Raw genomic sequence first — 26,555 nt, 5'->3', positions numbered from 1 at the left:
GGTGAACGGAGGCTGATTACTATACCCTATATAATGTCCCCAAAGTAACAGATTGGGGGAAGTATAAAAGCAATACCGTTCTAATCTGTTTGTGCTCCCCCAGGTATGGGGGCAGACATGCACATTTGGAAGGTCCAATATTTCTACAGAAACCGACAACGATATAGCCGAAAATCTTTTAGTGCCGCAGCTCAAAACGCTGCGGCGCTTTTTGTATCGACATATTTTTATCCTTTTCCCCAATACTCAACAAAATATTCCTATGAGCGCGTTCCTGAAATAAAACAGGTACGCGCTTTTTTCATATCTGAAAGGCGGACAAGCCTATCTGATTTTTTTCTTGTAGGCGGAACTCCTGGCTGTCGCTCCCCGCCCTCTGATTTCGATTTTGCCTATCAACTCAAAAATTGAAATTGGAGGATAATCTAATGAAAAAGATCAATCTGCGGGATTATTACCCGTTTTATACAACTGATACCATTGTGGAAGTGCCGGACGAAGTGGCTGATTTGCTCCATGAGTATAAGCTGAATGAGGCGGCTTATATTTTGCGTACATACCGGCACAAAGCATATTTTTCGCTGGACTATGATGCCAATGTCGAGCGTGACGCTCTGGTAATTGTCCTGACACCTGCGGATATTTTGGAACGGAAAGAAGAAAATGCCAGGCTGTATCAGGCACTTGCCTCTTTGCCGGAGAAACAGCGGAATCGGATTTATGCGCACTATTTTCTTGGCATGAGCAAATCGGATATTGCAAAAGCGGAGGGCACCCATAAGAGCCGAATTACTCGCTCTATCAATGCCGGCCTGCGAAGTTTGGAAAAGTTTTTGAAAGAACTTTCCTGACAGACGGCAACTTTGCCCCCGAAAATGAAATGAATAATAGAGGGACATATTCGGCAGACAAGTCCAATGGGTGCGGCCATACAGCACATGCTCTGGTCCACCCCAACTATAAAATGTCATAATGGCCGTGCCCTCGTTGCACTTTGACAACCGAATATACGTTGCTATGGGTACGTCATTCTGTGTTCCGAGCGGCAAATGGAGCGGCGCAAAGACAGGCAGCCAGGGAGGTGATGAATCCGGCTGTCCGAGCGATCCACGCAATCCATTGACCCGGCTGTGGCAGGCCGGGCGCGACGACGGCGCAGATCATAATGGTACTTTTTCACAATCTCTCACGGACTTGAAGGGAAGTCCCTGCGGTGTGCGCTTGCTCTGGCAAAGCGGCGGCATCTGCGGGGCTATGATGCGGTAAAGCTGGCCGCAGCCTATGGCAACCCCGCTTTGTGTAGACAGAGCTGCCGGGGGGCGTGGCAAATACGGCAAGCAAAATCGAAATCAGATACAATGGGCCGGACCTGTTTCTATTTATAGGGCGGGTCCGGCTTATTCATGTGGTTTTGATAGACCAGTAATTTCAGGAAGGAGTTGGTATTATGGAGAATATTACTGCTGGCGGAAGCGGTTCATTGGTAGACATTCGGGATGTCACCGTGGATAAGGAGCTTCCCCGCGAGGAACGAATCACTGAATTTGTGCGCCAGATCAAAAACCCTTACCGTTTTAAGTGCGGACGTTTTACCGTCCGGGCCAGCTTTGCCCCTGGCGGTGCCACCCTGGAGGAATGTATCAAGGGTATTTTACGGTGAAGCAAAATTTCTTCCAGAAAAGGGCTGACTTTCCCGTAAGAGCGTGGTACAATAAGAGTCGGAAAAGGAATTGAATACGGCATAACCACACTTCTTGAATTGCGGGGATTTTTCTGCGCAACGAAAGGAGTGTTTTTTTATGCAGGTTTATAAAGCTATTAAGTATATCCGTCTTTCCTATACGGATGACAAGTCGGTGGAAAGTGACAGCGTTGCCAATCAGCGGCGGCTCATTGATGATTTCATTGCCCGGCACCCGGAGATTGAGGTTGTGGCAGAAAAGATTGACGACGGTTACAGCGGTGTCCTCTTTGACCGTCCAGCATTTCAGGAAATGATGCGGATGATCGAACAGGGCGAGGCTAACTGTGTCATTGTAAAAGACCTTTCCCGCCTGGGGCGTGAGTACATAGAGACGGGCCGTTATATGCGTCGGGTATTTCCGGCCTACGGCGTCCGTTTTATCGCCATCAATGACAATGTAGACACGGAAAATGACGCTGCAGATGATCTCACCGTATCGGTAAAAAACATTATGAACGAGGCATACTGCCGGGATATTTCCGTAAAGACCCGGAGTGCCCTGGATGTGAAACGACGCAGCGGTGATTTTGTTGGAGCTTTTACTATTTACGGTTATGTAAAAACTGGCGACAAGCATAAGAGTTTGGAAGTTGACGAGTATGCAGCGGGTGTGGTACGGGATATTTTCAGAAAGCGTCTGGAAGGATTCAGTGCTTCCCATATTGCTGATGAACTGAACCGCATGGGTATTCTCTCTCCGCTGGCTTATAAGAGGAATCACGGGATGCCCCATGCCAAAGGCGGCTATACGGACCGTAAGGATTGTAAATGGTCTGCCACTACCATCATCCGCATTTTGAAGGACGAAACCTATACCGGGACACTGGTGCAGGGAAAACAGACAACGCCCCACTTCAAATTGAAGGAGCGTGAGGATAAGCCTTCATCCGAGTGGATTCGTGTAGAGGGCACCCATGAGGCGATTATCCAGAAACACGATTTTGACCTGATTCAGCGACTTCGCCGGATTGACACCCGGACCTCTCCTAAATCGGATAAGGTATATCTGTTCTCCGGTATTTTGATCTGTGGATGCTGCGGCTGCCGCATGACCCGTAAGACAAACCGCTACAAAGACAAGGAATACCACTACTACTATTGCCCTACGGGCAAAAAGAATGGCTGCGCTTCCTCTGTGATGCTGAAAGAGGACGACTTGATCGAGTGTGTGCAGGACAGCTTAAAGGGCCATATTGAAAATGTGGCTTCTCTGGATTCGCTGTTGTCCAGTATCAGTCAGGAACGGATCAACCGGGAACTGGCCCAGGAATACGCCGGACAGATCAGAGCCAATGAAAAACAGTTGGCACAGATTGAGGGTTTCAAGACGAAGCTCTATGAAAATCTGGTGAGCGGGATTCTTACCAAAGAAGAATATCTATCCTACAAGCGGAAATACAATGCGGACATTGAATTGCTGCAAAAGGCAGTTGCGGAATGGGAGGAACGGCTGACAGATGTATTGGAAAACCGCAGCGAGCGGAACCGCTGGATCAATCACTTCATGCAGTTTTCCACGATGGAGGAAATTGACCGCCGCGCAGTCATGCAGCTTATCCGCAGTATTCGCGTGATTAGCAAGGACGAGCTGCATATTGAATTTAATTATCAGGACGAATACAAAAAAGCGGTTGCCCTGGCAGAGCAGATCGTAGAACAGGCCGCGGAAAGGAAGGTGGGTTAAATGGCAAGAAAGAGCAGAAAAGAAACAGTAATCACGGCTGAGCCAGTACCATCTTTATATGTTCATGTAGCACTGTATATCCGGCTTTCCGTGGAGGATAACAAGAAACGGGGATGTTCGGTGGAAAACCAAAAGCTGGTCCTGAATGATTTTCTTGCTGATAAACCGGATTTTGTCGTCTATGATACCTATATCGACAACGGCATGACGGGCACGAATTTCCATCGTCCGGGCTTTCAACAGATGCTTTCGGATATTGAGGCAGGCTATATCAACTGTGTGATTGTTAAGGACCTATCCCGCCTGGGGCGTAATTCCATTGATACCGGCTATTATATCGAACAGTATTTCTACACGCACAATGTCCGTTTTATTGCGGTTACAGATCAGTTTGATACGGCAGACCCCGGCAATCTTCACGGAGGCATTATGCTTCCGCTGAAAAACATGATAAATGAAGCCTATTCGCTGGATATTGGCCGGAAGATCAAGGCCCAGGCAAGGCAGGCCATGAAAGACGGTGACTATATTGGCGCACGGGCTCCATACGGCTACCGGAAAGACCCGGAGAACTGTCATAAACTGCTGATTGACGAGGCCGCCGCTCCTGTTGTGCAGCAGATTTTCCAGTGGGCTTATGAGCGTGTAGCGTTAAACCGTATTGTGCGTAATCTGAATGAAATGGGGATTCCTGCCCCAAGCCATTATAAAAAGACTACCGGTGAAATTACCAGCCCTGGGCTGATCGGGAGCGGGAAATGGCAGACCCGTACTGTAATGAAGATACTGGAAAGTGAGGTTTATACCGGTGATCTGGTACAGGGCAAGACCAAAATTGTAGACCACCAGCAGGTACAGGCCGGAGACGATAATCTGATCGTTGCAAGGCATACCCATGAGCCTATTATCAGCCATGTGGTTTTTGAGGCGGTACAGGACTATCGGAAACAGGTCTGCGAGCAAAGCAAGGCTGTGCCAAAAAAACCATATACCCCCAATATCTTTAAGGGAAAGGTATTCTGTGCGGATTGCGGCAGGAGTCTCCACCGGCAGCGGGCGGAGCGCAAAAAAGGGCCGGATATTTACTGGTTTCATTGCCTTACCAACAGCCGGGTAGAAAAAGATAGCTGCAAGGGTGTGATGATACAGGAAACGGAGCTGATCGCTACGGTCACATCTGTTTTGGAGAAAGAGCTGACGGTTGCCCTGGGAATGTCTCTCCCCCTCTTTCAGTTGGAGGCAAGGCAAAAACAGGAAAAGGATAAACTCAGGGGCCAGATGTCATCCAAACGGCAGGAAATTGAAAAGAAACGCCGGTTGATCCGCGGCCTATATGAGAACTTTGTACAGGGTGTTTTGACAAGCGAGGAATACTTTGAACTGAAAGCGGATTATGAGGAATCCATCAATACACTGTCCGGTGAGATCACCGAGCTTGAAAGGGATATGGATGCTCTCGACGAACAGTTTGTACGCTACCGGACTATGGAAAAGGATGCAAAGTCACTGGCAAAGGATCACCTGCTTACGGCAGAACTGATTGACCGGCTGATTGAGCGGATCGAGATAGACCACAAACGGGATATTCATGTGACCTTCCGCTTTAAGAGTGAATTTCAGGGAAAGGAAGTGGAGTCATGCGCAAATATGTAATTGCCCTTTATATTCGGTTATCCGTGGAGGATATTAAGACAGAAAGTTTGAGTATTCCGAACCAGCGCCTTATCCTGCGGGAAAAAGCCATGTCGCTGCCGGAATGGGATAATGGCGAGGTTTTGGAGTTTGTCGATAATGGCCATACGGGTACGAATTTTGAACGTCCCGCAGTGCAGGAGCTTTTGACGATGGTGCAGGCAGGAAGTATCGACTGTATCATTGTCAAAGACCTATCCCGGTTTGGACGCAACAGCATTGAGACCGGTTATTTCATCGAGCGGGTGTTTCCGCTCTATCACACCCGGTTTATCTCTGTCAGCGACGATTTTGACACCGTCAATTTCAAAGGAGATACCGGAGGGATTGATGTTGCCTTTAAGTATCTTATCAGCGAGTGCTACAGCCGTGATATGTCCATGAAAACAAAAAGCGCCAAATATGCGAAGATGCGCCGGGGCGAGTACCAGAGCGTTATCTGTCCTTACGGCTACCGCAAAAGCGCAGACGGGCGTATGGAGCCGGACGAAAATGTTGCGGGAAATGTCCGTCTGATATTTGAATGGGCGGCTGAAGGCAATACCGCAGCAGAGATCACCCGCAAGTTGTACGCCCTCCATATTCCCACGCCTGGAGAGTATCGGAGGGATAACGGAAAAGACCATTATAATGTGTCAAGGACACACGGCGTATGGAGCAGTTCAACAGTCCTGCGGATGCTGGAGGATCAGCGGTATATCGGCACCTACATAATCGGCAAACGCAAGGTGCAGGAAATCGGCAGCCGCTGCATGAAGCTCAAAGATGAAAGCGAGTGGTTCAAAATCCCCGACCATCATTCCGCGATTGTCAGCAAGGAATTGTTTGAGCAGGCCAATACTTCTATTAAGCGTTTTTCCCTCCCCAATAAAAAAAGGCGTGACTATCTGCTTCGGGGAAAGGTGTTTTGTGGATGCTGCGATCATGCTATGTCACTCAGAAATGGAGCATGGTTTTATTGCCGTCATTCCGAAGTGTCAGAAAGTTTTCCCTGTCATGGCGTGCGGGTAAAGATGGCTGATCTGGAGCAGGTAGTCTTTGAGACGATCCGGGCGCAGATGTGTCCGGCGTTGGGAATCGACGGCAGTAAAGATAAGCTGGATTTACAGACGGTCCAGCAGGCCGAGCATGAAGATAAGTTGCGGGCTATACAGGACAGCAAACGGCAGCTTTATGAACGGTATGCGCTTGGCGAGATCGATCTGGAAACCTACCGGTCACAGAAAGCAGTATATGACGCGGAACTGGTACAGGCCAAGAATGTCCATGCCGCTATCACAGCGCAGACCAAACAGATACAGAGTGATTATGAGGCGAGGCTGAAACAGCGGGAAATTGTTCAGGAAGTAGGCAGCACCGATGTCCTGACGCAATCGCTGATAGACCGGCTTATCAACAGGGTATATGTTTTTCCTGGGGATCGGATTGAGATAGAATATGTTACGCAGGACTTTTTAGGAACGGAGAAATCTGGAAAGGAAGCATGAGCCATGAATACCGTATGGAACAGCTACGGGCAGCTATTGCAGCTGCCCGAAAAAACTTCAAAAAAGATGCAAATTTTTTTGTCGTGGGCTTGACATACGGGTGACGGAGATCGTGAATGCGGATACGCTTCACGCCTGCCGCCTTTGCCCCTCTGTCCATCTCGTGATGAAGATAGCTTTTCGTCACCGTAAAGATACGGTCTTTCTTCTTCAATCCGTAAAGCATACCGAGATATTCTTTCATTTCCTCACACAGAAACTTCGGCATTTTAATCGTGCGGTTGCTCTTTTTCGTTTTCGGAGAAGTAATCACATCCTGCCCTTTCAAACGCTGATAGGATTTATTGATTGTGACTGTTTCCTTATCAAAGTTGAAATCTGCCGGAGTCAAAGCTAACAGCTCGCCCTCTCGGATACCGCACCAGTAAAGCATTTCAAACGCATAAAAGGAAACAGGCTTGTCCATCATCTCAAAAGAGAATTTCTTGTATTCTTCCTTTGTCCAGAACAGCATTTCCTTGTGTTCCTCACGTCCCATATTTCCCACCTTTGCCGCAGGATTGGAACGCAGTTCATAGTAGCGGACAGCGTGATTGAAAATGGCGGACAACTGATTGTGCAGCGTTTTCAGATACGTCTGTGAATAAGGCTTTTTCTTCTCATCACGATAGGCAAGCATTTCATTCTGCCAAGTAATAATCTCCTTTGTGGAAATCTCGCTGATTTTCAGTTTCCCGAAATACGGAAGTATCTTTGTGCGTATGATATGCTCTTTGGTAAGCCACGTGTTTTCCTTCAAACGGTTCTTCACATCATTGATATAAAGCTCCGTAAAGGCTTCAAAACTCATATCAAGGTCTGAAGAAGTCTGCAATTTGAACATTCTTTCCCATTCCTGTGCTTCTCGTTTGGTAGCAAAGCCACGCTTGCATTTCTGCTTGCGTTCCCCTTTCCAGTTCACATACCTTGCCATCACATACCAAGTACCGTTATCTTCATTCTTAAATACCGGCATTTACATTTCCCCCTTTCCTGCTCCGTAGAGCCTTTCGTAAAAATACTGGCGATTTACACGCCCTGCAATCGTAATAAAGCCCTTTGCTTTCAATTCCTCATTTAATTGTCTGATGAGTTTATATGCATAAGGTTTTGATACGTTTAGTTCCTGAGCCACATCTTCGGCTCGGATAAATCTGTTTTCCATATCCTTTTTCTTCCTTTCTTAAAATAATTTTTTGCTTGCCGCTTTCTCCGTGTTAAAGTTCCAACAGGCACTCCTGCTTGTCGGCAGGCGCTGTGCTGTCCCAATGCACCGCAGTACATCAGGCGCTCGCTCGTATAGGGGTTCCCGAAAAGTCGGAGACTTTTGGGGAAGAGGAGGAGCAGTGCAGCGAATGAGCTTTTGTGCTTGCACACAAGCGAACGATACGGAACTTGCTCCGACGAGGTCTTGGCGGTTTGGCTTTTCGGACGGTCATTCAGTTGTCGCATTAAGCATATTTGTTTAATTCGTAATTTATTTTACTAAACATATTTGCTATTGTCAAGTGGTTGCAAAGAAAATATTAAACATTTTTGTTTCGGTTTTTCTTGACTTCCACTAAACATTTCTGCTATACTTATTTCACTAAATATAAAAGGAGCGTATCATTATGGCTATCAGCGAAAGAATACATTTTTTCAGACTAATGCGTGGTATGACACAAAAGTATCTCGGTACAGCAATCGGTTTTCCAGAAAAGAGTGCTGATGTGCGTTTGGCACAGTACGAAACTGGTACACGCAAACCGAAAGCAGACCTTACAAATGCATTGGCACAGGTGCTTGATGTTTCTCCACAGGCTCTTGATGTTCCTGACATAGACAGCTATATCGGTCTTATGCACACTCTGTTTACCCTTGAAGATATTTACGGTCTTACTGTCAGTGAAGCAGACGGAGAGGTATGCTTAAAGGTCAACAAGGACAAAGGCAGAGAAGCATATGAACTCCTCAAAATGCTGTATGCTTGGAAAGAACAGGCAGACAAGCTATCTTCCGAAGAAATCAACAGAGAAGAATACGATAACTGGCGTTACCATTATCCAGAGTTCGACACCACACAGCGTTGGGCAAAAGTTCCATCACAGGAATTAAGTGACGCTCTCGTGGAAGCATTCAAAGACCACTTGAAAGATAAATAAGCACCTACAGGACCTGCCACTGGCAGCTCCCTACAGATGCTTTGGCAACGACAAAAAAGCCCTTAACTATGGTTATTAACCACAGCTAAGGGCTTAGTTTATAATATGGAATTTGTTCAGAGCCAAGCTCCGAACTTTAGTCTGCAAGCCACCTGTTAATTGTTCCGTTACCCATAAACCACTGGATAACAAGAATAATGGCACTTGCTATGACTGTTATCAATTTGTTATCAAAAGACTAATCGAAATCGCTGAAACCCGCATAAACACTGGCTTTTTTAAGCAACTCGATTTATTCAAACTCTATCGTTGCAGGCGGTTTGCTTGTCACATCATACAGCACTCGATTCACATGCTGCACCTCATTTACGATACGTGTCGATATCACATCCAACACCTCAAACGGTATCTTCGCCCAATCCCCCGTCATGCCATCAATGGAAGTCACCGCACGAATCGCCACCGCATAATCGTACGTTCTCTGATCCCCCATGACACCAACTGAACGCATATTTGTCAAAGCCGTAAAGTACTGCCAGATTTCTCTTTGCAGACCCGCTTTACGAATTTCCTCACGCAAGATATAATCTGAATCACGCACAATTTGCAGCTTCTCCTCCGTAATCTCACCCAAGATACGAATACCTAAACCAGGTCCTGGGAATGGCTGTCGCCACACCATCTCATCCGGCAAGCCAAGCTCACTACCCAACGCGCGAACCTCATCCTTAAACAACGTATTCAACGGTTCAATCAGCTGAAATTGCATATCCTCAGGCAATCCACCAACATTATGATGGCTCTTGATCGTCTGCGCCGTCTTTGTACCAGATTCAATTACATCCGTATACAACGTGCCCTGCGCCAGCCATTTGATATCCTCACCGGCACTGATTTTCTTGACCTCTTCATCAAAGGTATACACAAACTCATTACCAATGATCTTACGCTTCTTCTCCGGATCACTTACACCAGCCAGTTTTGATAAGAAACGCTCCTTCGCATCAATCTTCACCAAATGCACATTCATCTCACGACCAAACGTTTCCATCACGCTCTCCGCTTCACCTTTTCTTAACAATCCATGATCAATAAACATACAAATCAACTGATCACCAATTGCTTTATGTAACAAAGCTGCCACAACAGAAGAATCCACGCCGCCGCTTAGTCCCAGCAATACCTTATCTTTGCCAACCGTCTTACGAATCTGTTCCACTTGCATATCAATAAAGTTATGCATGGACCAATTACTTTCCGCATGACATACCTCAAATACAAAGTTGCGCAAAATGTCATTGCCATATTCTGTATGGCGCACTTCCGGATGAAACTGCAGCGTATAAATCTGCTTTTCCTGATTGCTTGTAGCTGCATACGTACACGTTTCACTATACGCATCACGCACAAAGCCATCTGCCATCTGATCTACCTGATCACCATGACTCATCCATACAATCTGTTTCTTTGGAAGATTCTTAAACAATAAAGAATCATTCTCTACCGTAATTTCCGTTCTTCCATATTCCTTGGCTTCACATGCCTTCACACTTCCACCATTCATATGATGTGTCATCTGCATGCCATAACAGATTCCCAATACCGGAATACCTGCTTCAAAAATGGCAGGATCACACGTAAATGCATCTTTGTCATAAACACTGTTAGGTCCACCACTGAAGATGATACCTTTGACATCACCTAAAGCCTTGATTTCATCCAGCGTCATCGTATGTGGGTGCAGTTCAGAGTAAACCCCAAACTCACGGATACGACGTGCAATGAGCTGGTTATACTGACTTCCAAAGTCCAGTACGATAATCTTATCAGCCATAACATCCTCCTTGAATTAAGAAACCGATACTGTTACCTGTAGTACCGGTTTTTTACGTTTACTATAATAGCATTAATCGCCTAATTTTAAAATATTTTTCCTAAAATTTTCTAAGTTTTCACTTTTCTTCCTTAATGATCAAAGATAGGTTGTTGATGAAGGGGGCTCTGCCTCTTATCAGCATGTACCTTATACATCCTATTTCATAATCATCATTATCAACACCTATTTATAAGGAAGAAAAACTTTTTATACTATATATAAAACGACTTCATTACTAAGATAACTACATCACTACATGAAATAAGGTAAAGCAAAGTATAAAACGAAGATACAAATCAATCCCCAAACGGTTGGATGCACTTCTTTTGCTTTTCCATTTGCTAGCATTGCAACAGCATAAGCGATAAAGCCAAAGGCGATTCCATTGGAGATGGAATAAGTTAAGATCATAGCAATGACCGTCACAAAGCCAGCAGTGGCAAATACCATATCATCCCAATCAATCCCTTTTAACTGCTGTGCCATCATAATACCGACTACAACTAAAGCCGGTGCAGTGACCGCATTGGTAACAGCGGATAAGATAATAGGCGCAAACAGAATAGAGATGAAGAATAAAACCCCGGTTGTACAAGAAGTTAATCCGGTTCTTCCGCCAACTTCTACACCAGATATTGATTCCACAAAAGAAGTAACGGTAGAAGTTCCTAAAACAGCACCTGCTACTGTACCTACAGCATCTGCCAATAAAGCCTGTTCTGCATGTTCTAATTCCCCATCCTCATTGATTAGTCCTACGCGATTACCAACAGCTACTAACGTACCGGCAGTATCAAAGAAATCGACAAACAGGAAGGAAAACAGTGCGATGAATGCCTGGAATGGATCGGCAAATAATTCACCAAAGCCGGAAGCAAAAGCACCAAAGCCATCCAGTTTCAGATTGGTTTCTAATATGCTAGATGGTAAAGCCGGCATACCTTCGATACCACAAGCACCACAGATGATACCAACAATTGCCGTGATGACCATACCAACAAAAACAGCTGCCGGCACTTTCTTTACTACAAAGGCAATTGTAAGCAAGATACCAAAGATCGCTAATAAGACGGAAGGTGTGGAGAAGTTTCCTAAAGTCACAAAGGTAGCTTCACTACCGGCAATAATACCGGCATTTTTTAAACCAACAAAAGCAATAAAGAAACCGATTCCCGCACCGATAGCCAGTTTTAACTGTTTTGGAATGGCATTAATGATGGCTTTACGGATACCGGTAACAGAAATTACCACAAAGATAACACCGGAAACAAAAACGGCTGCCAAAGCTGCCTGCCAGCTCATGCCCATCTGTCCGCAAATCGTATAAGCAAACAATGCATTGACACCCATACCGGCTGCTAAGGATACCGGATAGTTAGCCAATAACCCCATTAAGATTGACGCAAAACCGGCAGAAATGGCAGTTGCCAAGAAGACGCTGGATACATCCATGCCGGCATCCTTTAATACTAATGGATTCACGCCTAGGATATAGGCCATAGCCAGAAACGTTGTCAAACCTGCGATAACCTCAGTTTTCACATTGGTATGTTTCTCTTTTAATTTAAATACTTTTTCAAACATAAGTTCCTCTCTCTTTCTTTTGTTCATTGAAAAGTTGTAAAACATCTTTTACTTGAATCCTTATTTCAAGAACTTCTCTATTATATAAAAATTATATTCACATGACAAGGTTTCCTCCTTTTGTAAGCTTACCTTCCATTAATTTCCAGCATATTTATAAATTCTAGTGATTTTGATTGACATTCCAGTTTATGGAACGTTTATAATAACACTAGAAAGAGGTGGAACTTATGTTGATTCGTGAAGTAGAAGAGCGTTGTGGCATTAGTAAGAAAAACATTCGTTTTTATGAACAGCAAGGTTTGCTGCAGCCTAAACGTAATGCATCCAATTACCGCGAATATGAGGAAGCAGATCTTATTGTGTTAAAGAAAATAATCTTACTTCGTAAATTAGATTTTTCACTAGAGGAAATTCATCAGATCTTACAAGATGAAACAGCGTTTGCCCCATTGTTAGAGCAACGCAAAGCTTCCCTTATAGAAGCTGGAGAACAGGTAGTTACTATGAAGAAAATCTGTATGCAATTGGAAACCACAATTACTGGGGGAAACACGCTCACAGAAGAGCTTTGCGATGACTTTTTGACCCAAATAGCGACAAAAACACAATCCACTGCTACCTTTTATGACTTGGCTCAAGATGCACAGCCTTTTCCTAAGATAGATCCGGTAGTGGCAAGAAGAGAAGCGTATGTCCGCAAATCGCTACAGCATAGCGCTAAAAAATCGCAACAATATATGAAGGATTGGAATTCTCTTGGAAAAGGTATGATCCTGCTTCCTCTTCTTCTACTTTGTTTTCTAGGCTATCGCTATATTGACCATAAACAGCATATAAAAAATCCGATTGCTGCAAAAATCAGTTTTACGATTGCCGATGCGACATTTGATGATCATGATACTGTACAAAAATATTTAGACGTTGACTTCTACATTGAGGATGAACAGGGGAAAAAGATATCACCAACCACTTCATATGCATCGTTAAAGAAAAATGACATGGAGAAACGTTTATATCTAAAGAAAGGCAATAGCTATCTTGTAATTACTTGTGACTCTGAAAAGGATACTTCTTTAAAGGACATGGTACCTAACAGTTTTACCTTCTATCCGGATTCTCATGTAAACCGGCTTCCCGATGGTGCTCAATTAACCTTTACTATTGAACAATTCCAGCTTTTTTATCAATCCTATCAAAATGCAGGCGGCATGTTTTCAAAAGTAGAGCCCTTAAAACCATATTGCGAAACTTCAACAACTTGTTTTGTTGAAACAAGCAAGTATCGCATTGAAACCCATTATGAACAGGAAAAGATGGAGTTTCTTAGCTACGTGATGGCATCTTCCTGATGAATTTGACATGTTGTCACGATCCTTGTTAAAACTTTCCCTTTACAGTAGTTATGCATTGTTTATTCATTCTTATACTTTATAGTATTTATGCATTACATATTTTTTCTTATCCTTTATAGCATTCCTGCATTGCATATTTATTCTTATCCTTTATAGTATTCATACATTACTTATTCATCCTTATCCTTTATAGTATTCATACATTACTTATTCATTCTTCTCCTTTATAGTATTCATACATTACTTATTCATCCTTATCCTTTATTACAAAAAAAGACTCCGCTACTTGAATAGTACCATCTGCATGATACAGGTGTCCATTCATGGTAGGAGCCTTTTCTTATTTTCGTAATAATGAAAAATCAATTCCAATGCTTCTCTCAATGTTTCTTTGCTTATTCCCTTAGCCTGTCTTCACCGATGTTACCTGGTGTTGTTTTCGATCATCATAGGATATAGAAAAACAGAGCGCAATATCTTATCACATATAACGCACGTTATCATCTTCCACACAATAAGCATGCTGATCTTCACAACCATAGGTAGCATACGTAGGATATTGTTCACTGGCTTGTTGAAAACTTTTGCGTTCTTCTTCTTGATAATGCGGACAAAATAAGCCTTTTACCAATTCACAGCCTTTTATAAACCGCAAACCATCCGCACAGGCACTATAGCCATAGGAAAATAATACATTTGCTCCTGCACTGTATCCACAAATGACGATACCTGCTTCATATGCCTGCTGTAATACACTAACTAACTCATGCAGCTGTAAGGCTTCCATCAACATCTGTGTATCGCCGCCACCAAGATAGACAATATCCGCAGCAAGGACTTTTTGGGCAAGTGTTTCTTTATCCAGTTTTGTATGCCATAAACGCAAAGCTTCTACTTCACAACCCAAACTGCGATAATATTGTTTAAATCGTTTGGCATAACCCTGATCATCATGAGAAGCAGCCGGAAGAAAGAGCACTTTAGGATGCGTCTTGTTCACTCGTGCGATTGCGTATAAATCTAAATGGCGAGTTTCCGCTTTTTGAAAACTGCCTCCACCAATTGCCAATAAGGTTTTCATGATGTAAAGAAGCCCGATTTCTGCACTGCCTGCAAAGCTTTTTCGATGACCTCTTCGCTTTGCACAAGCGCAATACGCACAAAACCTTCTCCATATGTTCCAAAAGCACTGCCCGGTGTTACCAAAACACCCGTCTTTTGGAGCAAGGCAATCGCAAATTGTTCACTATTCGCATAGGTCTTTGGTATTGCCGCCCACATAAACATGGTTCCTTTAGGGGAAGCAACTTCCCAGCCAGCTTTATGAAAGCCTTCTACAAGCATATCTCTTCGTTTTTGATATTGTTCCCTTGTTTCTTCGACAACACTTTGATCTTGTGTCAATGCCGTGATAGCTGCCTTTTGGATTGGCAGAAACATCCCATAGTCGATATTACTTTTCAATTTTCTAAGCATGCCGACAATTTCTTTGTTACCGACACAAATACCGATACGAGCACCGGCCATGCCATACGTCTTTGAGAAAGAGTTAAATTCTATACCAATATCCTTTGCCCCTTCATAATATAAAAAGCTTCTTCCTTCTTCCCCATCAAAGACCAGATTACTATAGGCTGTATCATGAAGAACGATAATATCATTCGCCTTCGCAAAACGAATCAGCTCTTCATAAAAAGCATCCGGCGCCGTAGCTCCTGTTGGATTATTCGGATAAGAAATAATCATCATTTTCGCCTTGCGGGCAATATCCTTAGGTATTTCATCAAATTGAATCAGATACTCATGTTCCTCGCGCATGGGCATTTCATAAATTTCTGCTCCGGCAATTTTCGGTCCATTGGCAAAGACAGGATAGCTAGGACTTGGAATCAACACAATATCCCCTTCATCACAAATAGCTAAGGCAATATGAGCCAAGCCTTCCTGTGATCCTTGCAGCGACAGGATTTCCGTATCTGCATCCAATTCTACTTCATAGCGTGTCTGATACCATTTCTTGACTGTTTGACGTAACTCATCAATATCATGCAGTGCATACATGTAGCTTTGCGGTTGTTTGGCGGCATCGATCAAAGCCTGAATGATTTCCTTTGATGGCGCTATATTAGGGCTGCCGATCGTAAAGTCATATACTTCTTTCCCTTGTTTCAGATAACGCTGTTTTTCTTCATCTAATGTGGAAAACACTGATGTTTCTAAGCGCTCCATTCGTTTTGAAAACTGCATGTGATCCCTTCTTTCATTTGCCCTCATTATAGAGGAAAATATGCATAACGGCAATAACTATTTCGCTTATGGAAAAAGAATTACGCATCTTCTGCCATTAAGTTTACGCTTCTGCTTTTTGTATGCAGGATGCATCTATCACCCAAAGTTTCAACACATCCTTTTCATTGATATCGCTATCTTGCATAGTTAAAAACAACATGGACTATGGAAACGATTTTATTTTCTGCAAGAGAAAATAGATATAGAGGATATCATTTGCGCTTTCATAAGTTAAAGAGTACAATAAGCATATAAAGTAAGCGTTTACAGAAAGGAAATATACTATGAGTAAATATATTTGTGAGATTTGCGGCTATGTCTATGATGAAGCAAAAGAAGGAACTCCTTGGAGCAAGCTTCCCGCTGATTGGGCATGCCCCTTATGTACAGCACCCTACGGCTGTTTTAAGAAAGTAGAGGATGATGCAGCAAATGATGAAGATAAAGTGACTGGTGATGAAGGTGGCTCGCTCGCTATTCAAGAACATGCCAGAACACGTGATGATTTAGAAAGCAACATGGAACTGATTCATGAAATGGCACAAGGAAAAGGCAGTCGCATTGAGGCCATGCGGACAAGAAAATACGTGGTAGGTTTTGATGATATCTTGCTGCTAGGTGGACAATTGGCTCATCCTCCTCTGCCTGATAAAGCTGAAGTCAGCACAACGACCATCCTAGGTAAAAATGCAAAGAAACCTATGGTTTTAGAACATGCTGTCTTAGTTTCTCATATGAGCTTTGGGGCTTTATCAAAAGAAGCCAAAACAGCCTTAGCTATGGGAAGTGCTGCTGTGCAAACCGCACAATGTTCAGGAGAAGGCGGCATTCTTCCGCAAGAACTTGACCATGCGTATAAATATATCTTTGAATATGTGCCTAATAAATACAGTGTAACGGATGAAAACCTAAAGGCTGCGGATGCGATTGAAATTAAGATCGGGCAAGGCAGCAAGCCGGGTATGGGTGGCCATTTGCCTAAAGAAAAGGTAACAGAAGAAATCGCTACAATTCGCCAAAAACCATTAGGACACGATATTATCTCTCCTTCTCGTTTTGAAGAAATTACCTCAAAACAAGCTCTCAAAGCATTAGTAGATGAGTTACGCAGCCGTAGTGAAGGCAGACCGATTGGCATTAAGATTGCCGCTGGACGTATTGAAGATGATTTGTCTTGGATTCAGTATGCGGCGCCAGATTTTATTACGATTGATGGAAGAGGTGGAGCAACCGGTGCATCTCCTAAGTATTTAAAAGACAATGCTACCGTACCAACTGTCTATGCCCTGGCAAGAGCAAGAGCCTATATGGATGCGCATGACATGCCACAGGAATTGATCATGACCGGAGGCTTTCGTACATCCGGAGAAATGATGAAGGCTTTAGCGATGGGAGCCGATGCCATAGCAATTGCCAGTGCAGCGATGATGGCGATTGGCTGCCAACAATATCGTATCTGTCATAACGGTAAGTGTCCGATGGGTATTGCCACGCAAGATCCCGCATTGCGCAAACGTTTTGATATAGAAAAAGGCGCAAAGCGCTTAGCTTGTTATCTGGATACATTGAAAGAAGAATTAAAATCCTTTGCCCGTGTCAGTGGTCATGATAATATTCACGATGTAACCCTAGCTGATCTTTGTACAACCAGTGAAGAGATTGCACGCTATACCGGCATTGCCCATTGCGGTTTTCATGAATAACCATTGACATCAGCATAAGAATTGCCTCACTGTGAGATTCAAAAAAAATGATAGACATCCTTTTAAGGTCCTTCTTCATCATCCGCAAACCATGATGAAGCAAGAACCTTTTTTTCGTACCCTATCATCTTTTTCTTCACATTACATTATCTTGCTTTTATATCTCATATCGATGATCCATAAAACATAGTGCCCATTTGCTCTATTCACCACATTAACCATCTTATGTTCATACATATCCTAGTCAACTTTTAAAGTTTCTTTACTAAGGCATTCATGCTTTGTTTACAAGCAATGAAAGGCAGCTTCATCCTATCCATTCGTATAGGATTTTTATGCAACTTTTTTATTTAAGATGCTGTTGCATCCAATTGGTAATTTCTTCTAAACGTTTCACACGATGTCTTGGTTTTCCACTGCGGCTTAGCTCATGATTCTCTCCTTTAAACATACAAAGTCTGGCTTCTACGCCATGCTCCACAAGCGCACTATACATTTGCAAACCTTCACTGTATGGGCAGCGATAATCCTCATTGCTATGAATAAACAGTGTTGGTGTTGTCACCTGATTGGCATACTTCAAAGGAGAATGCCACCACAACTCTTCTACGCTTTCCCAAGTATCTGCTTGCTGCTGATCTTTGGTGAAAAATTCCCCGATATCAGAGGTATGCGCAAAGCTGATCCAATTCGCAATCGAACGCTGACTTGCTGCTGCCTTAAAGCGATTGGTATGGCCAATGATCCAATTGGTCATGAAACCACCATAGCTGCCACCGGTTACCCCAACACGTTGTTGATCGATTGCCGGATAACGTTCTAAGACAACATCCGTAAACTTCATGAGATCTTCATAATCAATCGTTCCATATTTCCCATTGATATCCGCAAAGCCATTGCCTCTGCCATCACTGCCACGTGGATTTATAAAGAATACAAAGTAGCCTTGATTTGCCCACACCTGCATCTCATGATAGAACACGGTACCATAAACCGTTCTTGGTCCACCATGAATATCCAAGATTGCCGGATACTGTTTTCCCTCTTCATAGCCTACAGGTTTCATTACCCATCCATACAAGGTGATATCATCCGATGTGAAGTTACATTCTTCTAATGGACAAATAGTCTTTGTTTCATGCACCCACATATTGTAATCAGAAATGCGTTGGTAGGTTTTATTCGTTATATCCATTTGGTATAACTCTTGCAGTAAGTCCTCTTGCATACCGATAAAGATAAGACCTTTATCACTGATATCAAAAGCATCCACACTGCCGCTAAGTTCTAAAACCGCTTGGATATCACCCTGCTTATCCAGTGCATAGATATGTGCTTCATGCCTTCTGGTCGTAATAAAGTAATACTTATCTTGATATAAACAAGAATTCTTGCCACCACCGAGGCGACAGTCACTGCCAACACTTCCCCATAAGGAATCTTCATTTGCCGCAAACAATTCCAGCTTACGCTTCTTTAAGAAATAGAATTGTGCGTTTTCATTGATGCCATAACGTCTGCCATCACTGGCAATCACCAATAGCTCTTCTCCCCATGGTTCAATGCCGGAAATCATATATTCCCCTTGTTCAAGGATACACTTTGATGTGCCGGCCTTCCTATCATAAACATAAATACCTTGACGACCTGTCTGTTTGTGCTGGATGTTGACTTCACCAGTATAATATAGCAGCTGCTTTTCCTTATCCCATTTCACATCCATTACATCCATGATATCCGTGCTGATGCGTGTCAATGTGTCACTATTTTCTTCATATAGAAATAAGCTATTTCGTTTTTTATTAGTATAACCTAAACCATTCCCATAAAAAGGAAGCTCATCTAAGATCTCATAATCCTCCATGTCTTTCTTTTCTTTTAATGCCTTGACTTTTTCTTCCTCACCCAATGAATAGCAATATGAGTAATTCAGATCGTAATCTACCGTACAGGCATAACAGCCATCACTTACTTTCTGGATGCCGGTTACAACTAGCGGTATTGTAAATGCTTTAATTGCTTCTCCTCCATGTAAAGAAATACGATAAAAGACCGTACGTTCTTCTCCATTTTCCACAGCTTCTTGATCTTGTTTATCACGCAAAGAGGAAAACAACAGGGTATCTTTATCTTCCCAAAGATACATGCTTTCCTTACCACCATTGGTAAGCTGTTTGTGTGTTTTTCCATCCCATACATACAAACGTTGTTGATACGTATTATGTTTTTCATCACAAGTTGCTATGACATAAGCCGCATGTTCACCATCTTGTGCATAGGTTACATTGGATACAAATCGATACTTCAAAAAATCCCTTAACTGTAATGTTTCTTTCATACAAGCTCCTCCTGTTACATAGTATCATTATAAGCTTTTAATTCCAGGAAGACAATCAGAAGATGCCTTGATAATACAGTGAAAAGCTAACGAAGTTATCTTTCCCAGACGTATTTGTAAGTAGGAAAAAGAAGGTGTTTTTATGGTAACATTTTTTTCATCCTACCCTTCTTACGTAAGCCATCAAAGCTCCTCAACCTAAAAAAAGCTTCTCGTAAAACACAATCTTTTACTAGAAGCTTTTTAAGCTTTATTTTAATAACCGCAAGGGATGTATTGCATGCAGGCTACGCATCAATTGATAACTGAATTCTTCTAAATTTTTTTCGGTATTCGTTATTGCGTCAGGAAGCGTAACTACGCCGGGTTGAATAGAGAAAACACCGTTAAAATATGTATCAAAAGATGAGACTTCTCCTTTTTTCTGTCCACAGACTGCAATTACCGGTACCTGCATCTGCTTTGCGATGGACGCTATACAGACCGGCAGTTTTCCTTGTAAGCTTTGCTCATCCATTCGACCTTCTCCGGTAATTACTAAGTCCATATCTTTCATGCTGTCTTCAATATGTAAATAAGTATTCAAAAGCGTGAATCCAGAACTTACGCTTGTCGCAAATAGTGATAAAGCTGCTGCAATACCTCCACCAGCACCATAATAAGGCTGTTTCAGATCACGTTTTAGTAATTTCGCAACCAATTGTAATTGATTATCTAAGAAAACAATCTGATCATCTTGTGCTCCCTTTTGTCTTGCGAACATAACAGCCGCACCTTTTTCGCCATATAAAGGAGCATCCACATCGCATCCTACTGCTATTTCTACATCCGCAAATTGTTTTAAAACAGTATCCAGACTGTTTTGATCAAGCGTTTTAATCTTTAGCAAGGGATTTTCGTTTAAACCAAGTTCGCGATGATCCTTATCATGCAACTGGACACCTAATCCCTGAAGCATTCCTAAACCACCATCGGTTGTAATTGTGCCACCTATAAAAATTATAATTTTTTTATAATCATCCATTTGCAGCTGCTTTAATAAAGTGCCTAATCCAAATGTAGATGTTTGCTTCACTGTATCACGTGATACCTTTTTATCATGCAATCCGAAAATGGCCGCTGTTTCAATTGCACAAGTTTTTTTACCATTGTCATAAAAACTCAATACTGTTACTTTACTATCTTCAAAAAAAGCATTTTTACATGAATACCAAATCCATTCATAATCTGAAAGTGCATGAGCTAACGCCTGTAAACTATTCTCCCCTCCATCTCCTACCGGAATCACCACTGTGTTATCGGCATGATATTTCTTAATACCTTTTTCTATGGCAGTTCCTGCCTGGATAGAAGATGTAGCGCCTTTAAAAGAATCTATTGCTATTACAATCTTCATTGTTAATCATCACCCGACCTTTTTCTAATGATCTTAAAAGGAAGAAGTGAAGTGGAACGTAAATTGATCTTGATCATTCACTTGTAAAATGTCAATTGCATCACACTGCCCCTTTTCCTTGCAAGAGGTATTATTATCTGAATCATATAGCCACCAAGGACCCTTTTTAAAATCTTCTGTTCTTACTCCCAGCATTCCCATTAAGGTTGTACCATACTGTCCTTTTGTTGTTTCTACAGCTAATTCATCCGCATGTTGTAAAAAATCCTCTAATGTATGAATATTGCCCTTTACCGTGATATCTTTGTTCATTAATTCTTTCTTTTCCACTTCATGAATGACTTGAATATGCAGAGTGATTTCTCGTTCTTTTTGATCAGATTTCACAATCTTTTCATCTTTTTTCATACATCCGCTTACGCATAGGAAACAAATAATAAGGAATACTTTCCACATCTTATTCATATAAAAACCTCCTTTCGATTCGCTCTAATACCGATAAAACCGGTCTGGCACACACCAAATATAAACAAAAAGATAAAATGAACTGGATTGTTGAAGCCTTGAGTCCAACGATGAAATAAGCAAGCGCAAGATGCTTCGAAAATAACATAAATGGCAATTGCAGAAATTGTCCAGTGAGAAAAGAAAATAGTCCGCATAAGAATGCCGCAAGCAGAAAATGCCTCTTTAAACACTTAGCAAATACACTGATCACTAAGCTGTATAATGGATATAACAACAGATACATGAATGACCAAGGAGTCACTCCCTGTATCATCATGTTTAGTGTCGTAAATACAAATGCTGCCAATACCGCTTGTTTACGTGGGAAGATCAAGGCAAATACAACAAGTGTAAACGTGATACATTCTAAATATAGGATGTAGGAAAAGGAAGTAAAAATCAGCAGTTCCAATGCAGCCATAACCGCTATACAACTAAGATTTCGTGCATGCATAAGATTTACTTTCAAATACTATTTCTTCCGTATCCGCTTGCTGATTCTCATATAAACACATCATAAAAATGATATTTGATAAAAAATTCATAAAGTCCCATAAGATAGGATTTACCGGGATTCCTTCTTGTTTAACAGCATTTAAACAGCGTATGACGACCTTTGTTTCTGTTCGAAGGGTATGCAGCCAGCATGCTTGAAGACTTCCGCCGGGCAATACAAAGCACTTCATTTCAACATAGTACTTTTCATATAATCTCTCCAATTGTTGCATATCTTCTTGCGTAATTGCACAATTTCCGCGAATAGATCCATTCGCGTGATAGATCATAGATGTCAGCAGTTGAAGATCATCGCTATCAATTACTTTGACATAATGGGCACATAGCGCTGTTAAAGATGCCAACTTATCGGTCGCTACTTCATAATCACATAATGATGATGATTCATCTAAATAGCTGTATGCGCAATATTTCATCTGCATGCACATTCCTCCTCTTGATGTACTTCTTGTAATTGTTTGAAACAATACTCTGGTTTAGGATAATGTTGGCCAATACTCTTTGTTCGCCTCCATTAACTCATCAAGAATTTTCTTTGCTACAGATGCACTTGGCACCGTTTTACTAAGTGTAAGCGCCTGCCACAATTTTCCATAGCTACCCTCGATCCAAGCTTCTACAACAAGTTTTTCCACATATAATTGTTCATTGATCAACCCTAATTGAAAGGATGGAATTTTACCTACCGTTAATGCTTCCGCTCCTGAAGATCCAACTAAGCACGGTATTTCAACCATTGCCGTATCATCCAGATTCGCTATCGCACCATTATTTTCAACAATTAGCAGCATTCGTTCTTTGGTGTTATAACGAATGGCACAAGCTAAATCGACAATAAAGCTTGCATGAACACCAACGGCAAACGTATCCTCTTTGGCTGTTCCCTTAGCTATAATGCGCTCTGCGATTCCGAAAACTTCCTTTTCTCTTCCTTCCATGACTTCATTTGCTCTTGTATAAGCTGGATTGCTATGTGCAACAACTTCATCCGGGAACAGATAATATTTTAAATATGTCGATGGAATCGTGGTAGGATCTAAGGCATAAATATCTTTTGCTTTCTGATATGTTTCTTTCCAGCTAGCATCTTTATGCTGAAAATCCTTCGCATTTGTCGCAAAACCGTTTTCTTTGATGTAGTCTTTCAAAATCGGCATCACATCTTTTCCATCTTTTGTATGGATATCTGTCCACCATCCAAAATGATTTAAACCATAATAGCGAACTTCAAAATCTTTTCTGGTATATGTTTTTCCTGTACGTTCACTAAGTGCAGCAGCCATCATCGTCTCTAAAGCAACCGGCATATCACATATATTGATAATATGTTTTCCCGGACGTAAACGTCTTGTAGCTTCAGCGACAATGGATGCCGGATTTGAGTAATTCAAGAGCCAGGCATTTGGTGAATACTTTTCCATGTAATCTGCTATTTCAATGACTGGTCCAATCGAACGCATGCCATAAGCAATTCCTCCGGGACCACATGTCTCTTGACCGACTACGCCGTATTTCAAAGGAATTTTTTCATCCTTTTCCCGCATTTCATATAGACCTACCCGAATATGGGCCATTACGAAATCAATTCCGGTAAAAGCGGTTTGGGGATCACTTGTCCAATTAAATACGATATCAGGTGCTTTCTCTTTCATCATGATCGCACATGCTTGCGCAAGTTTCGCTTGCCGTTCTTCATTATTATCATATAGCGTTATGCGTGAAATCGGAAAGCGATCTAAATTATCTAATAACATTAATACAATACCGGGCGTATACGTACTGCCCCCTCCTGCTATACAAATTGCTGATGATTGTTTCATTTTTATCTTCCTCCTTACGCAGAAACTTTTGTTCTGCTATTAACAATTTCTTTTGGTGATATGATCACGGAAACGCCATCAGGAATGACGTTAATGCTAAACGTTTCGTTCGGTAACATTGCTTTTGCCAGATTCATTGCCTCATCTAAGCTATGTGCCGGTACCATATGAAAATTGCGTACGGTTTTATCGTCTAACGAGGATACTAATATTACACGAGCTTTTAATAATACACGCACCAACACCTGAACTTGCCATTGATCAGGTACAGTATCTTCCGCCTTTATCGCCAAGATTTTCTCCATTAAGGTCGCTAAATCACGTTCTTCTTCAAACATGTGATAAAACATTTCGCCCCCATGCCCATCAATGGCTTCTGCTAATAAAAGGATTACCCCACCTTCTTTCACGGCTCTTTCGGCAGCACTTAGTCCTTTGACTGCCTGATAAAGATTTTGATCGAGTGGATAACCGCCATTTGTTACAATGACAAGATCTGTTGGCTGTGCATATACCTGATTATACTTCCTTACAAATGCCACACCGTTTGCATGTGCTTTCTGCACATCGCCGGCAACCGCATGAATAATCTTTTTCTGCTCATCTAGAACAACATTCACGATAAATGCCAAACGTGCCTTACGTGCAGCATATAACATATCTTTATGAAGAGGGTTGTCTTTTAAAATGCCACATCTGGCATACTCGCTGGAAATGAAGAAAGAATTATGATTATACATAACACTTGCCCTTGAAGCTACCCCAGGCAATACACTTTTCCTTCCTCCTGAAAAACCGGCAAAGAAATGCGGCTCAATAAAGCCTTCCGCGAGCAATAAATCCGCATCTGCGGCTATCGCATTGATCCATAGCTCACCTTTTGATGGTAATATACCAAGAAAACGCATGTGTTTTTGATCATCACAGTCATGTATGATGATTGTTTCTTTCTCAACAATTTCTTCACCAAACTTCGCAATCAATTCTTCACGTTTTGTTTCTCTATGTAAACCAGTCGCAATTAATATCGTGATTTGCGCATGTGGATTGCCTTTTCGTATCTTTTTAAGTATGAGTGGCATCAAGATGCGGCTTGGCACTGGTCGTGTATGATCCGATGCTATGATCACAATCTTTTCTTTATGCTCCGCCAACTTATCCAATCTGCTGGAACCGATTGGATTTTGTAAAGCTGTTTCCACTATAGCCGCTTCTGTCATTGTAGGTTTCACCCTCATTTGGGCAGATAGTATCTGCTTAACACATGCATTTTCGATATTGAGTTTTTTATATCCTTTTCCATAAGGCAATGATAATTTCATAGGTGCTCCTTTCAATTAAGGTGATAGCCTCCTTGCAATAAAAGATTACATGCTTGATCAATATTCCAGCCTCTGTGATATTCTGTTTCATTGCACTCATCTCTTGGATTACTTCCACACTCTGCATACAATTGATTAACACCGGCAAGAATTCCGAGAGATCTTGGTTCATGCATATTCATGGAAATTGATGGATTACATACCAATCTGGTAACTGCCGCAATTTTAGCAAGCTCAAAATCATCAATTTCTCCATACTTCTTCAACGCACAATCTGAAGTGTTCACACGCGCCATTACCGCCATCACCTTGACATCATATTCTCTGGCACGTAACATTTCTTTTACTATTTCCTCATAGGTGTGTTCCGGTCCTATTGGTTCAATACAATAATATAATTCTAAACCGACGGATTTGATTGCATCCAATGTTTGAATTCGTTTTTTCACTGGTATTGCCGTATCAATTCCTTCACGAAGTCTGACTATATGATAAGCACCGTAAAATCCTGCATCCTTTAATGCTTGAGCCTGTGTTAAAGTAAAATCTTTGATATTCGCTATCAATTTGATATGTGATGGCAGCAAACACTTCACAGCTTTTCCGATATCAAGAAAACGCTGAAAAGGATAGTCTGCCGTTGTCATTAAAAATAAAGAATCAAGTTTATGAAAAGGTAAGGATACTACCTTTTCAATGACTTCTTCTTTTGATAGTTCCATTTGCATGTCATCATGAAATCCATCCATCCGCATTGAACAAAATTTACAATTTCCGGAACAAGGTGCAGCATTCAAACCAATTTGCAGAAATACATATCCCTTGCTTTGATAATGTGCTTTCGAAATTGCATGTGCTGTTGATAAAAGTTCAAAATAAGATGTAGATAAATTCGTTATGGATAAAAGTTCCAACGCTTCTTTTTCATTCAAAACCTCATTGTTTGTTGCTTTTTTCAGTATTTGTCGAATCATTCTCACGCACCTCCCATATCTTTGAATGTAATGTAGATAAATTCGTTATGGATAAAAGTTCCAACGCTTCTTTTTCATTCAAAAC

The 26,555-nt window shown here is 42.0% G+C and carries 22 protein-coding genes; 8 read left to right on the top strand and 14 right to left on the bottom strand.

Features of this window, described 5'->3' with window-relative positions:
- Positions 1-428: 428 nt before the first annotated feature.
- The 5 genes from LI241_RS08595 to LI241_RS08575 all read left to right on the top strand — a co-directional run bounded on the left by LI241_RS08595 (position 429) and on the right by LI241_RS08575 (position 6,607).
- Positions 429-851 (top strand): sigma factor-like helix-turn-helix DNA-binding protein, encoded by a 423-nt coding sequence (locus tag LI241_RS08595; RefSeq protein WP_009250001.1) that lies wholly within the window; start codon positions 429-431, stop codon positions 849-851.
- A gap of 596 nt (positions 852-1,447) precedes the next feature.
- The gene (locus LI241_RS08590; RefSeq protein ID WP_009250002.1) at positions 1,448-1,660 is read left to right on the top strand and encodes a DUF6870 family protein; all 213 of its coding nucleotides are present in this window, start codon (positions 1,448-1,450) and stop codon (positions 1,658-1,660) included.
- Between the two features lie 139 nt (positions 1,661-1,799).
- The gene (locus LI241_RS08585) at positions 1,800-3,428 is read left to right on the top strand and encodes a recombinase family protein (protein ID WP_009250003.1); all 1,629 of its coding nucleotides are present in this window, start codon (positions 1,800-1,802) and stop codon (positions 3,426-3,428) included.
- Complete coding sequence (locus LI241_RS08580; RefSeq protein ID WP_227151148.1) at positions 3,429-5,081, top strand: recombinase family protein; 1,653 nt, start codon at positions 3,429-3,431, stop codon at positions 5,079-5,081.
- Positions 5,066-6,607: a recombinase family protein gene (locus LI241_RS08575; RefSeq protein WP_009250005.1), complete on the top strand. Its 1,542-nt coding sequence runs from the start codon at positions 5,066-5,068 to the stop codon at positions 6,605-6,607. The genes LI241_RS08580 and LI241_RS08575 overlap by 16 nt, the downstream gene beginning before the upstream one ends.
- Here LI241_RS08575 and LI241_RS08570 read toward each other — a convergent pair.
- Together LI241_RS08570 and LI241_RS08565 are read right to left on the bottom strand one after the other, a co-directional pair.
- Positions 6,561-7,622 (bottom strand): site-specific integrase, encoded by a 1,062-nt coding sequence (locus LI241_RS08570; protein WP_227151146.1) that lies wholly within the window; start codon positions 7,620-7,622, stop codon positions 6,561-6,563. The genes LI241_RS08575 and LI241_RS08570 overlap by 47 nt on opposite strands.
- A complete protein-coding gene (locus tag LI241_RS08565) occupies positions 7,623-7,811 on the bottom strand; it encodes a transcriptional regulator (RefSeq protein WP_009247528.1) in 189 nt (62 codons plus the stop codon).
- Positions 7,812-8,259: 448 nt separating this feature from the next.
- Between LI241_RS08565 and LI241_RS08560 the strand changes: the two genes are divergently transcribed.
- On the top strand, positions 8,260-8,790 hold the full coding sequence (locus LI241_RS08560) for a helix-turn-helix domain-containing protein (RefSeq protein ID WP_009247529.1): 531 nt from the start codon (positions 8,260-8,262) through the stop codon (positions 8,788-8,790).
- 292 nt (positions 8,791-9,082) lie between these two features.
- On the opposite strand, the gene guaA is transcribed toward LI241_RS08560, so the two are convergent.
- Both guaA and LI241_RS08550 read right to left on the bottom strand, forming a co-directional pair.
- A complete protein-coding gene (guaA, locus tag LI241_RS08555) occupies positions 9,083-10,624 on the bottom strand; it encodes a glutamine-hydrolyzing GMP synthase (protein WP_008689424.1) in 1,542 nt (513 codons plus the stop codon).
- A 294-nt stretch (positions 10,625-10,918) separates the two neighbouring features.
- Complete coding sequence (locus LI241_RS08550; protein WP_008689425.1) at positions 10,919-12,250, bottom strand: NCS2 family permease; 1,332 nt, start codon at positions 12,248-12,250, stop codon at positions 10,919-10,921.
- A gap of 230 nt (positions 12,251-12,480) precedes the next feature.
- Between LI241_RS08550 and LI241_RS08545 the strand changes: the two genes are divergently transcribed.
- Entirely contained in the window at positions 12,481-13,602 is a 1,122-nt protein-coding gene (locus tag LI241_RS08545) for a MerR family transcriptional regulator (RefSeq protein ID WP_008689426.1), read from the top strand.
- A 484-nt stretch (positions 13,603-14,086) separates the two neighbouring features.
- Here the strand turns inward: LI241_RS08545 and LI241_RS08540 are convergent, their stop codons facing one another.
- Together LI241_RS08540 and LI241_RS08535 are read right to left on the bottom strand one after the other, a co-directional pair.
- Positions 14,087-14,686 (bottom strand): Type 1 glutamine amidotransferase-like domain-containing protein, encoded by a 600-nt coding sequence (locus LI241_RS08540; protein WP_008689427.1) that lies wholly within the window; start codon positions 14,684-14,686, stop codon positions 14,087-14,089.
- On the bottom strand, positions 14,683-15,852 hold the full coding sequence (locus tag LI241_RS08535) for an aminotransferase class I/II-fold pyridoxal phosphate-dependent enzyme (protein WP_008689429.1): 1,170 nt from the start codon (positions 15,850-15,852) through the stop codon (positions 14,683-14,685). The genes LI241_RS08540 and LI241_RS08535 overlap by 4 nt, the downstream gene beginning before the upstream one ends.
- 326 nt (positions 15,853-16,178) lie before the next feature.
- On the opposite strand from LI241_RS08535, the gene LI241_RS08525 reads away from it, so the two are divergent.
- A complete protein-coding gene (locus LI241_RS08525) occupies positions 16,179-17,597 on the top strand; it encodes a glutamate synthase-related protein (RefSeq protein WP_008689433.1) in 1,419 nt (472 codons plus the stop codon).
- Between the two features lie 346 nt (positions 17,598-17,943).
- Here the strand turns inward: LI241_RS08525 and LI241_RS08520 are convergent, their stop codons facing one another.
- The 8 genes from LI241_RS08520 to LI241_RS08485 form a co-directional block, all read right to left on the bottom strand.
- Positions 17,944-19,935: a S9 family peptidase gene (locus tag LI241_RS08520; protein WP_008689434.1), complete on the bottom strand. Its 1,992-nt coding sequence runs from the start codon at positions 19,933-19,935 to the stop codon at positions 17,944-17,946.
- Positions 19,936-20,185: 250 nt separating this feature from the next.
- The gene (locus LI241_RS08515) at positions 20,186-21,331 is read right to left on the bottom strand and encodes a glycerate kinase (RefSeq protein ID WP_227151142.1); all 1,146 of its coding nucleotides are present in this window, start codon (positions 21,329-21,331) and stop codon (positions 20,186-20,188) included.
- 33 nt (positions 21,332-21,364) lie between these two features.
- A complete protein-coding gene (locus LI241_RS08510) occupies positions 21,365-21,796 on the bottom strand; it encodes a DUF4430 domain-containing protein (protein WP_008689439.1) in 432 nt (143 codons plus the stop codon).
- Positions 21,789-22,292, bottom strand: a complete 504-nt coding sequence (locus LI241_RS08505; protein ID WP_008689441.1) for a hypothetical protein — start codon at positions 22,290-22,292, stop codon at positions 21,789-21,791. The genes LI241_RS08510 and LI241_RS08505 overlap by 8 nt, the downstream gene beginning before the upstream one ends.
- Entirely contained in the window at positions 22,273-22,776 is a 504-nt protein-coding gene (locus tag LI241_RS08500; RefSeq protein WP_008689444.1) for an ATP:cob(I)alamin adenosyltransferase, read from the bottom strand. Before LI241_RS08500 ends, LI241_RS08505 begins: the two co-directional genes overlap by 20 nt.
- 54 nt (positions 22,777-22,830) lie before the next feature.
- The gene (locus LI241_RS08495) at positions 22,831-24,174 is read right to left on the bottom strand and encodes a 6-phospho-alpha-glucosidase (RefSeq protein ID WP_008689447.1); all 1,344 of its coding nucleotides are present in this window, start codon (positions 24,172-24,174) and stop codon (positions 22,831-22,833) included.
- A gap of 14 nt (positions 24,175-24,188) precedes the next feature.
- Positions 24,189-25,496, bottom strand: coding sequence for a nickel-dependent lactate racemase (gene larA, locus LI241_RS08490; RefSeq protein WP_008689449.1), 1,308 nt, complete (start codon positions 25,494-25,496; stop codon positions 24,189-24,191).
- Positions 25,497-25,507: 11 nt separating this feature from the next.
- Positions 25,508-26,470, bottom strand: coding sequence for a hypothetical protein (locus tag LI241_RS08485; RefSeq protein ID WP_017144590.1), 963 nt, complete (start codon positions 26,468-26,470; stop codon positions 25,508-25,510).
- Positions 26,471-26,555 lie beyond the last annotated feature (85 nt).

Source organism: Longicatena sp. 210702-DFI.1.196 (genome assembly GCF_020563125.1).
GTDB lineage: Bacteria > Bacillota_I > Bacilli_A > Erysipelotrichales > Erysipelotrichaceae > Longicatena > Longicatena caecimuris.
Note: the sequence above shows the minus strand (reverse complement) of the source record. Positions and strands in the feature narration are given on the sequence as shown.

What these genes read in the sequence shown, in the direction of transcription:
- LI241_RS08505 (WP_008689441.1), bottom strand. Translation starts at nt 22,292, where the DNA reads ATGCATGCACGAAATCTTAGTTGTATAGCGGTTATGGCTGCATTGGAA.
- LI241_RS08590 (WP_009250002.1), top strand. Translation starts at nt 1,448, where the DNA reads ATGGAGAATATTACTGCTGGCGGAAGCGGTTCATTGGTAGACATTCGG.
- LI241_RS08595 (WP_009250001.1), top strand. Translation starts at nt 429, where the DNA reads ATGAAAAAGATCAATCTGCGGGATTATTACCCGTTTTATACAACTGAT.
- LI241_RS08560 (WP_009247529.1), top strand. Translation starts at nt 8,260, where the DNA reads ATGGCTATCAGCGAAAGAATACATTTTTTCAGACTAATGCGTGGTATG.
- LI241_RS08515 (WP_227151142.1), bottom strand. Translation starts at nt 21,331, where the DNA reads ATGAAGATTGTAATAGCAATAGATTCTTTTAAAGGCGCTACATCTTCT.
- LI241_RS08535 (WP_008689429.1), bottom strand. Translation starts at nt 15,852, where the DNA reads ATGCAGTTTTCAAAACGAATGGAGCGCTTAGAAACATCAGTGTTTTCC.
- LI241_RS08575 (WP_009250005.1), top strand. Translation starts at nt 5,066, where the DNA reads ATGCGCAAATATGTAATTGCCCTTTATATTCGGTTATCCGTGGAGGAT.
- LI241_RS08570 (WP_227151146.1), bottom strand. Translation starts at nt 7,622, where the DNA reads ATGCCGGTATTTAAGAATGAAGATAACGGTACTTGGTATGTGATGGCA.
- LI241_RS08495 (WP_008689447.1), bottom strand. Translation starts at nt 24,174, where the DNA reads ATGAAACAATCATCAGCAATTTGTATAGCAGGAGGGGGCAGTACGTAT.
- LI241_RS08500 (WP_008689444.1), bottom strand. Translation starts at nt 22,776, where the DNA reads ATGCAGATGAAATATTGCGCATACAGCTATTTAGATGAATCATCATCA.
- guaA (WP_008689424.1), bottom strand. Translation starts at nt 10,624, where the DNA reads ATGGCTGATAAGATTATCGTACTGGACTTTGGAAGTCAGTATAACCAG.
- larA (WP_008689449.1), bottom strand. Translation starts at nt 25,496, where the DNA reads ATGAAATTATCATTGCCTTATGGAAAAGGATATAAAAAACTCAATATC.
- LI241_RS08525 (WP_008689433.1), top strand. Translation starts at nt 16,179, where the DNA reads ATGAGTAAATATATTTGTGAGATTTGCGGCTATGTCTATGATGAAGCA.
- LI241_RS08520 (WP_008689434.1), bottom strand. Translation starts at nt 19,935, where the DNA reads ATGAAAGAAACATTACAGTTAAGGGATTTTTTGAAGTATCGATTTGTA.
- LI241_RS08550 (WP_008689425.1), bottom strand. Translation starts at nt 12,250, where the DNA reads ATGTTTGAAAAAGTATTTAAATTAAAAGAGAAACATACCAATGTGAAA.
- LI241_RS08585 (WP_009250003.1), top strand. Translation starts at nt 1,800, where the DNA reads ATGCAGGTTTATAAAGCTATTAAGTATATCCGTCTTTCCTATACGGAT.
- LI241_RS08485 (WP_017144590.1), bottom strand. Translation starts at nt 26,470, where the DNA reads ATGATTCGACAAATACTGAAAAAAGCAACAAACAATGAGGTTTTGAAT.
- LI241_RS08545 (WP_008689426.1), top strand. Translation starts at nt 12,481, where the DNA reads ATGTTGATTCGTGAAGTAGAAGAGCGTTGTGGCATTAGTAAGAAAAAC.
- LI241_RS08580 (WP_227151148.1), top strand. Translation starts at nt 3,429, where the DNA reads ATGGCAAGAAAGAGCAGAAAAGAAACAGTAATCACGGCTGAGCCAGTA.
- LI241_RS08565 (WP_009247528.1), bottom strand. Translation starts at nt 7,811, where the DNA reads ATGGAAAACAGATTTATCCGAGCCGAAGATGTGGCTCAGGAACTAAAC.
- LI241_RS08540 (WP_008689427.1), bottom strand. Translation starts at nt 14,686, where the DNA reads ATGAAAACCTTATTGGCAATTGGTGGAGGCAGTTTTCAAAAAGCGGAA.
- LI241_RS08510 (WP_008689439.1), bottom strand. Translation starts at nt 21,796, where the DNA reads ATGAATAAGATGTGGAAAGTATTCCTTATTATTTGTTTCCTATGCGTA.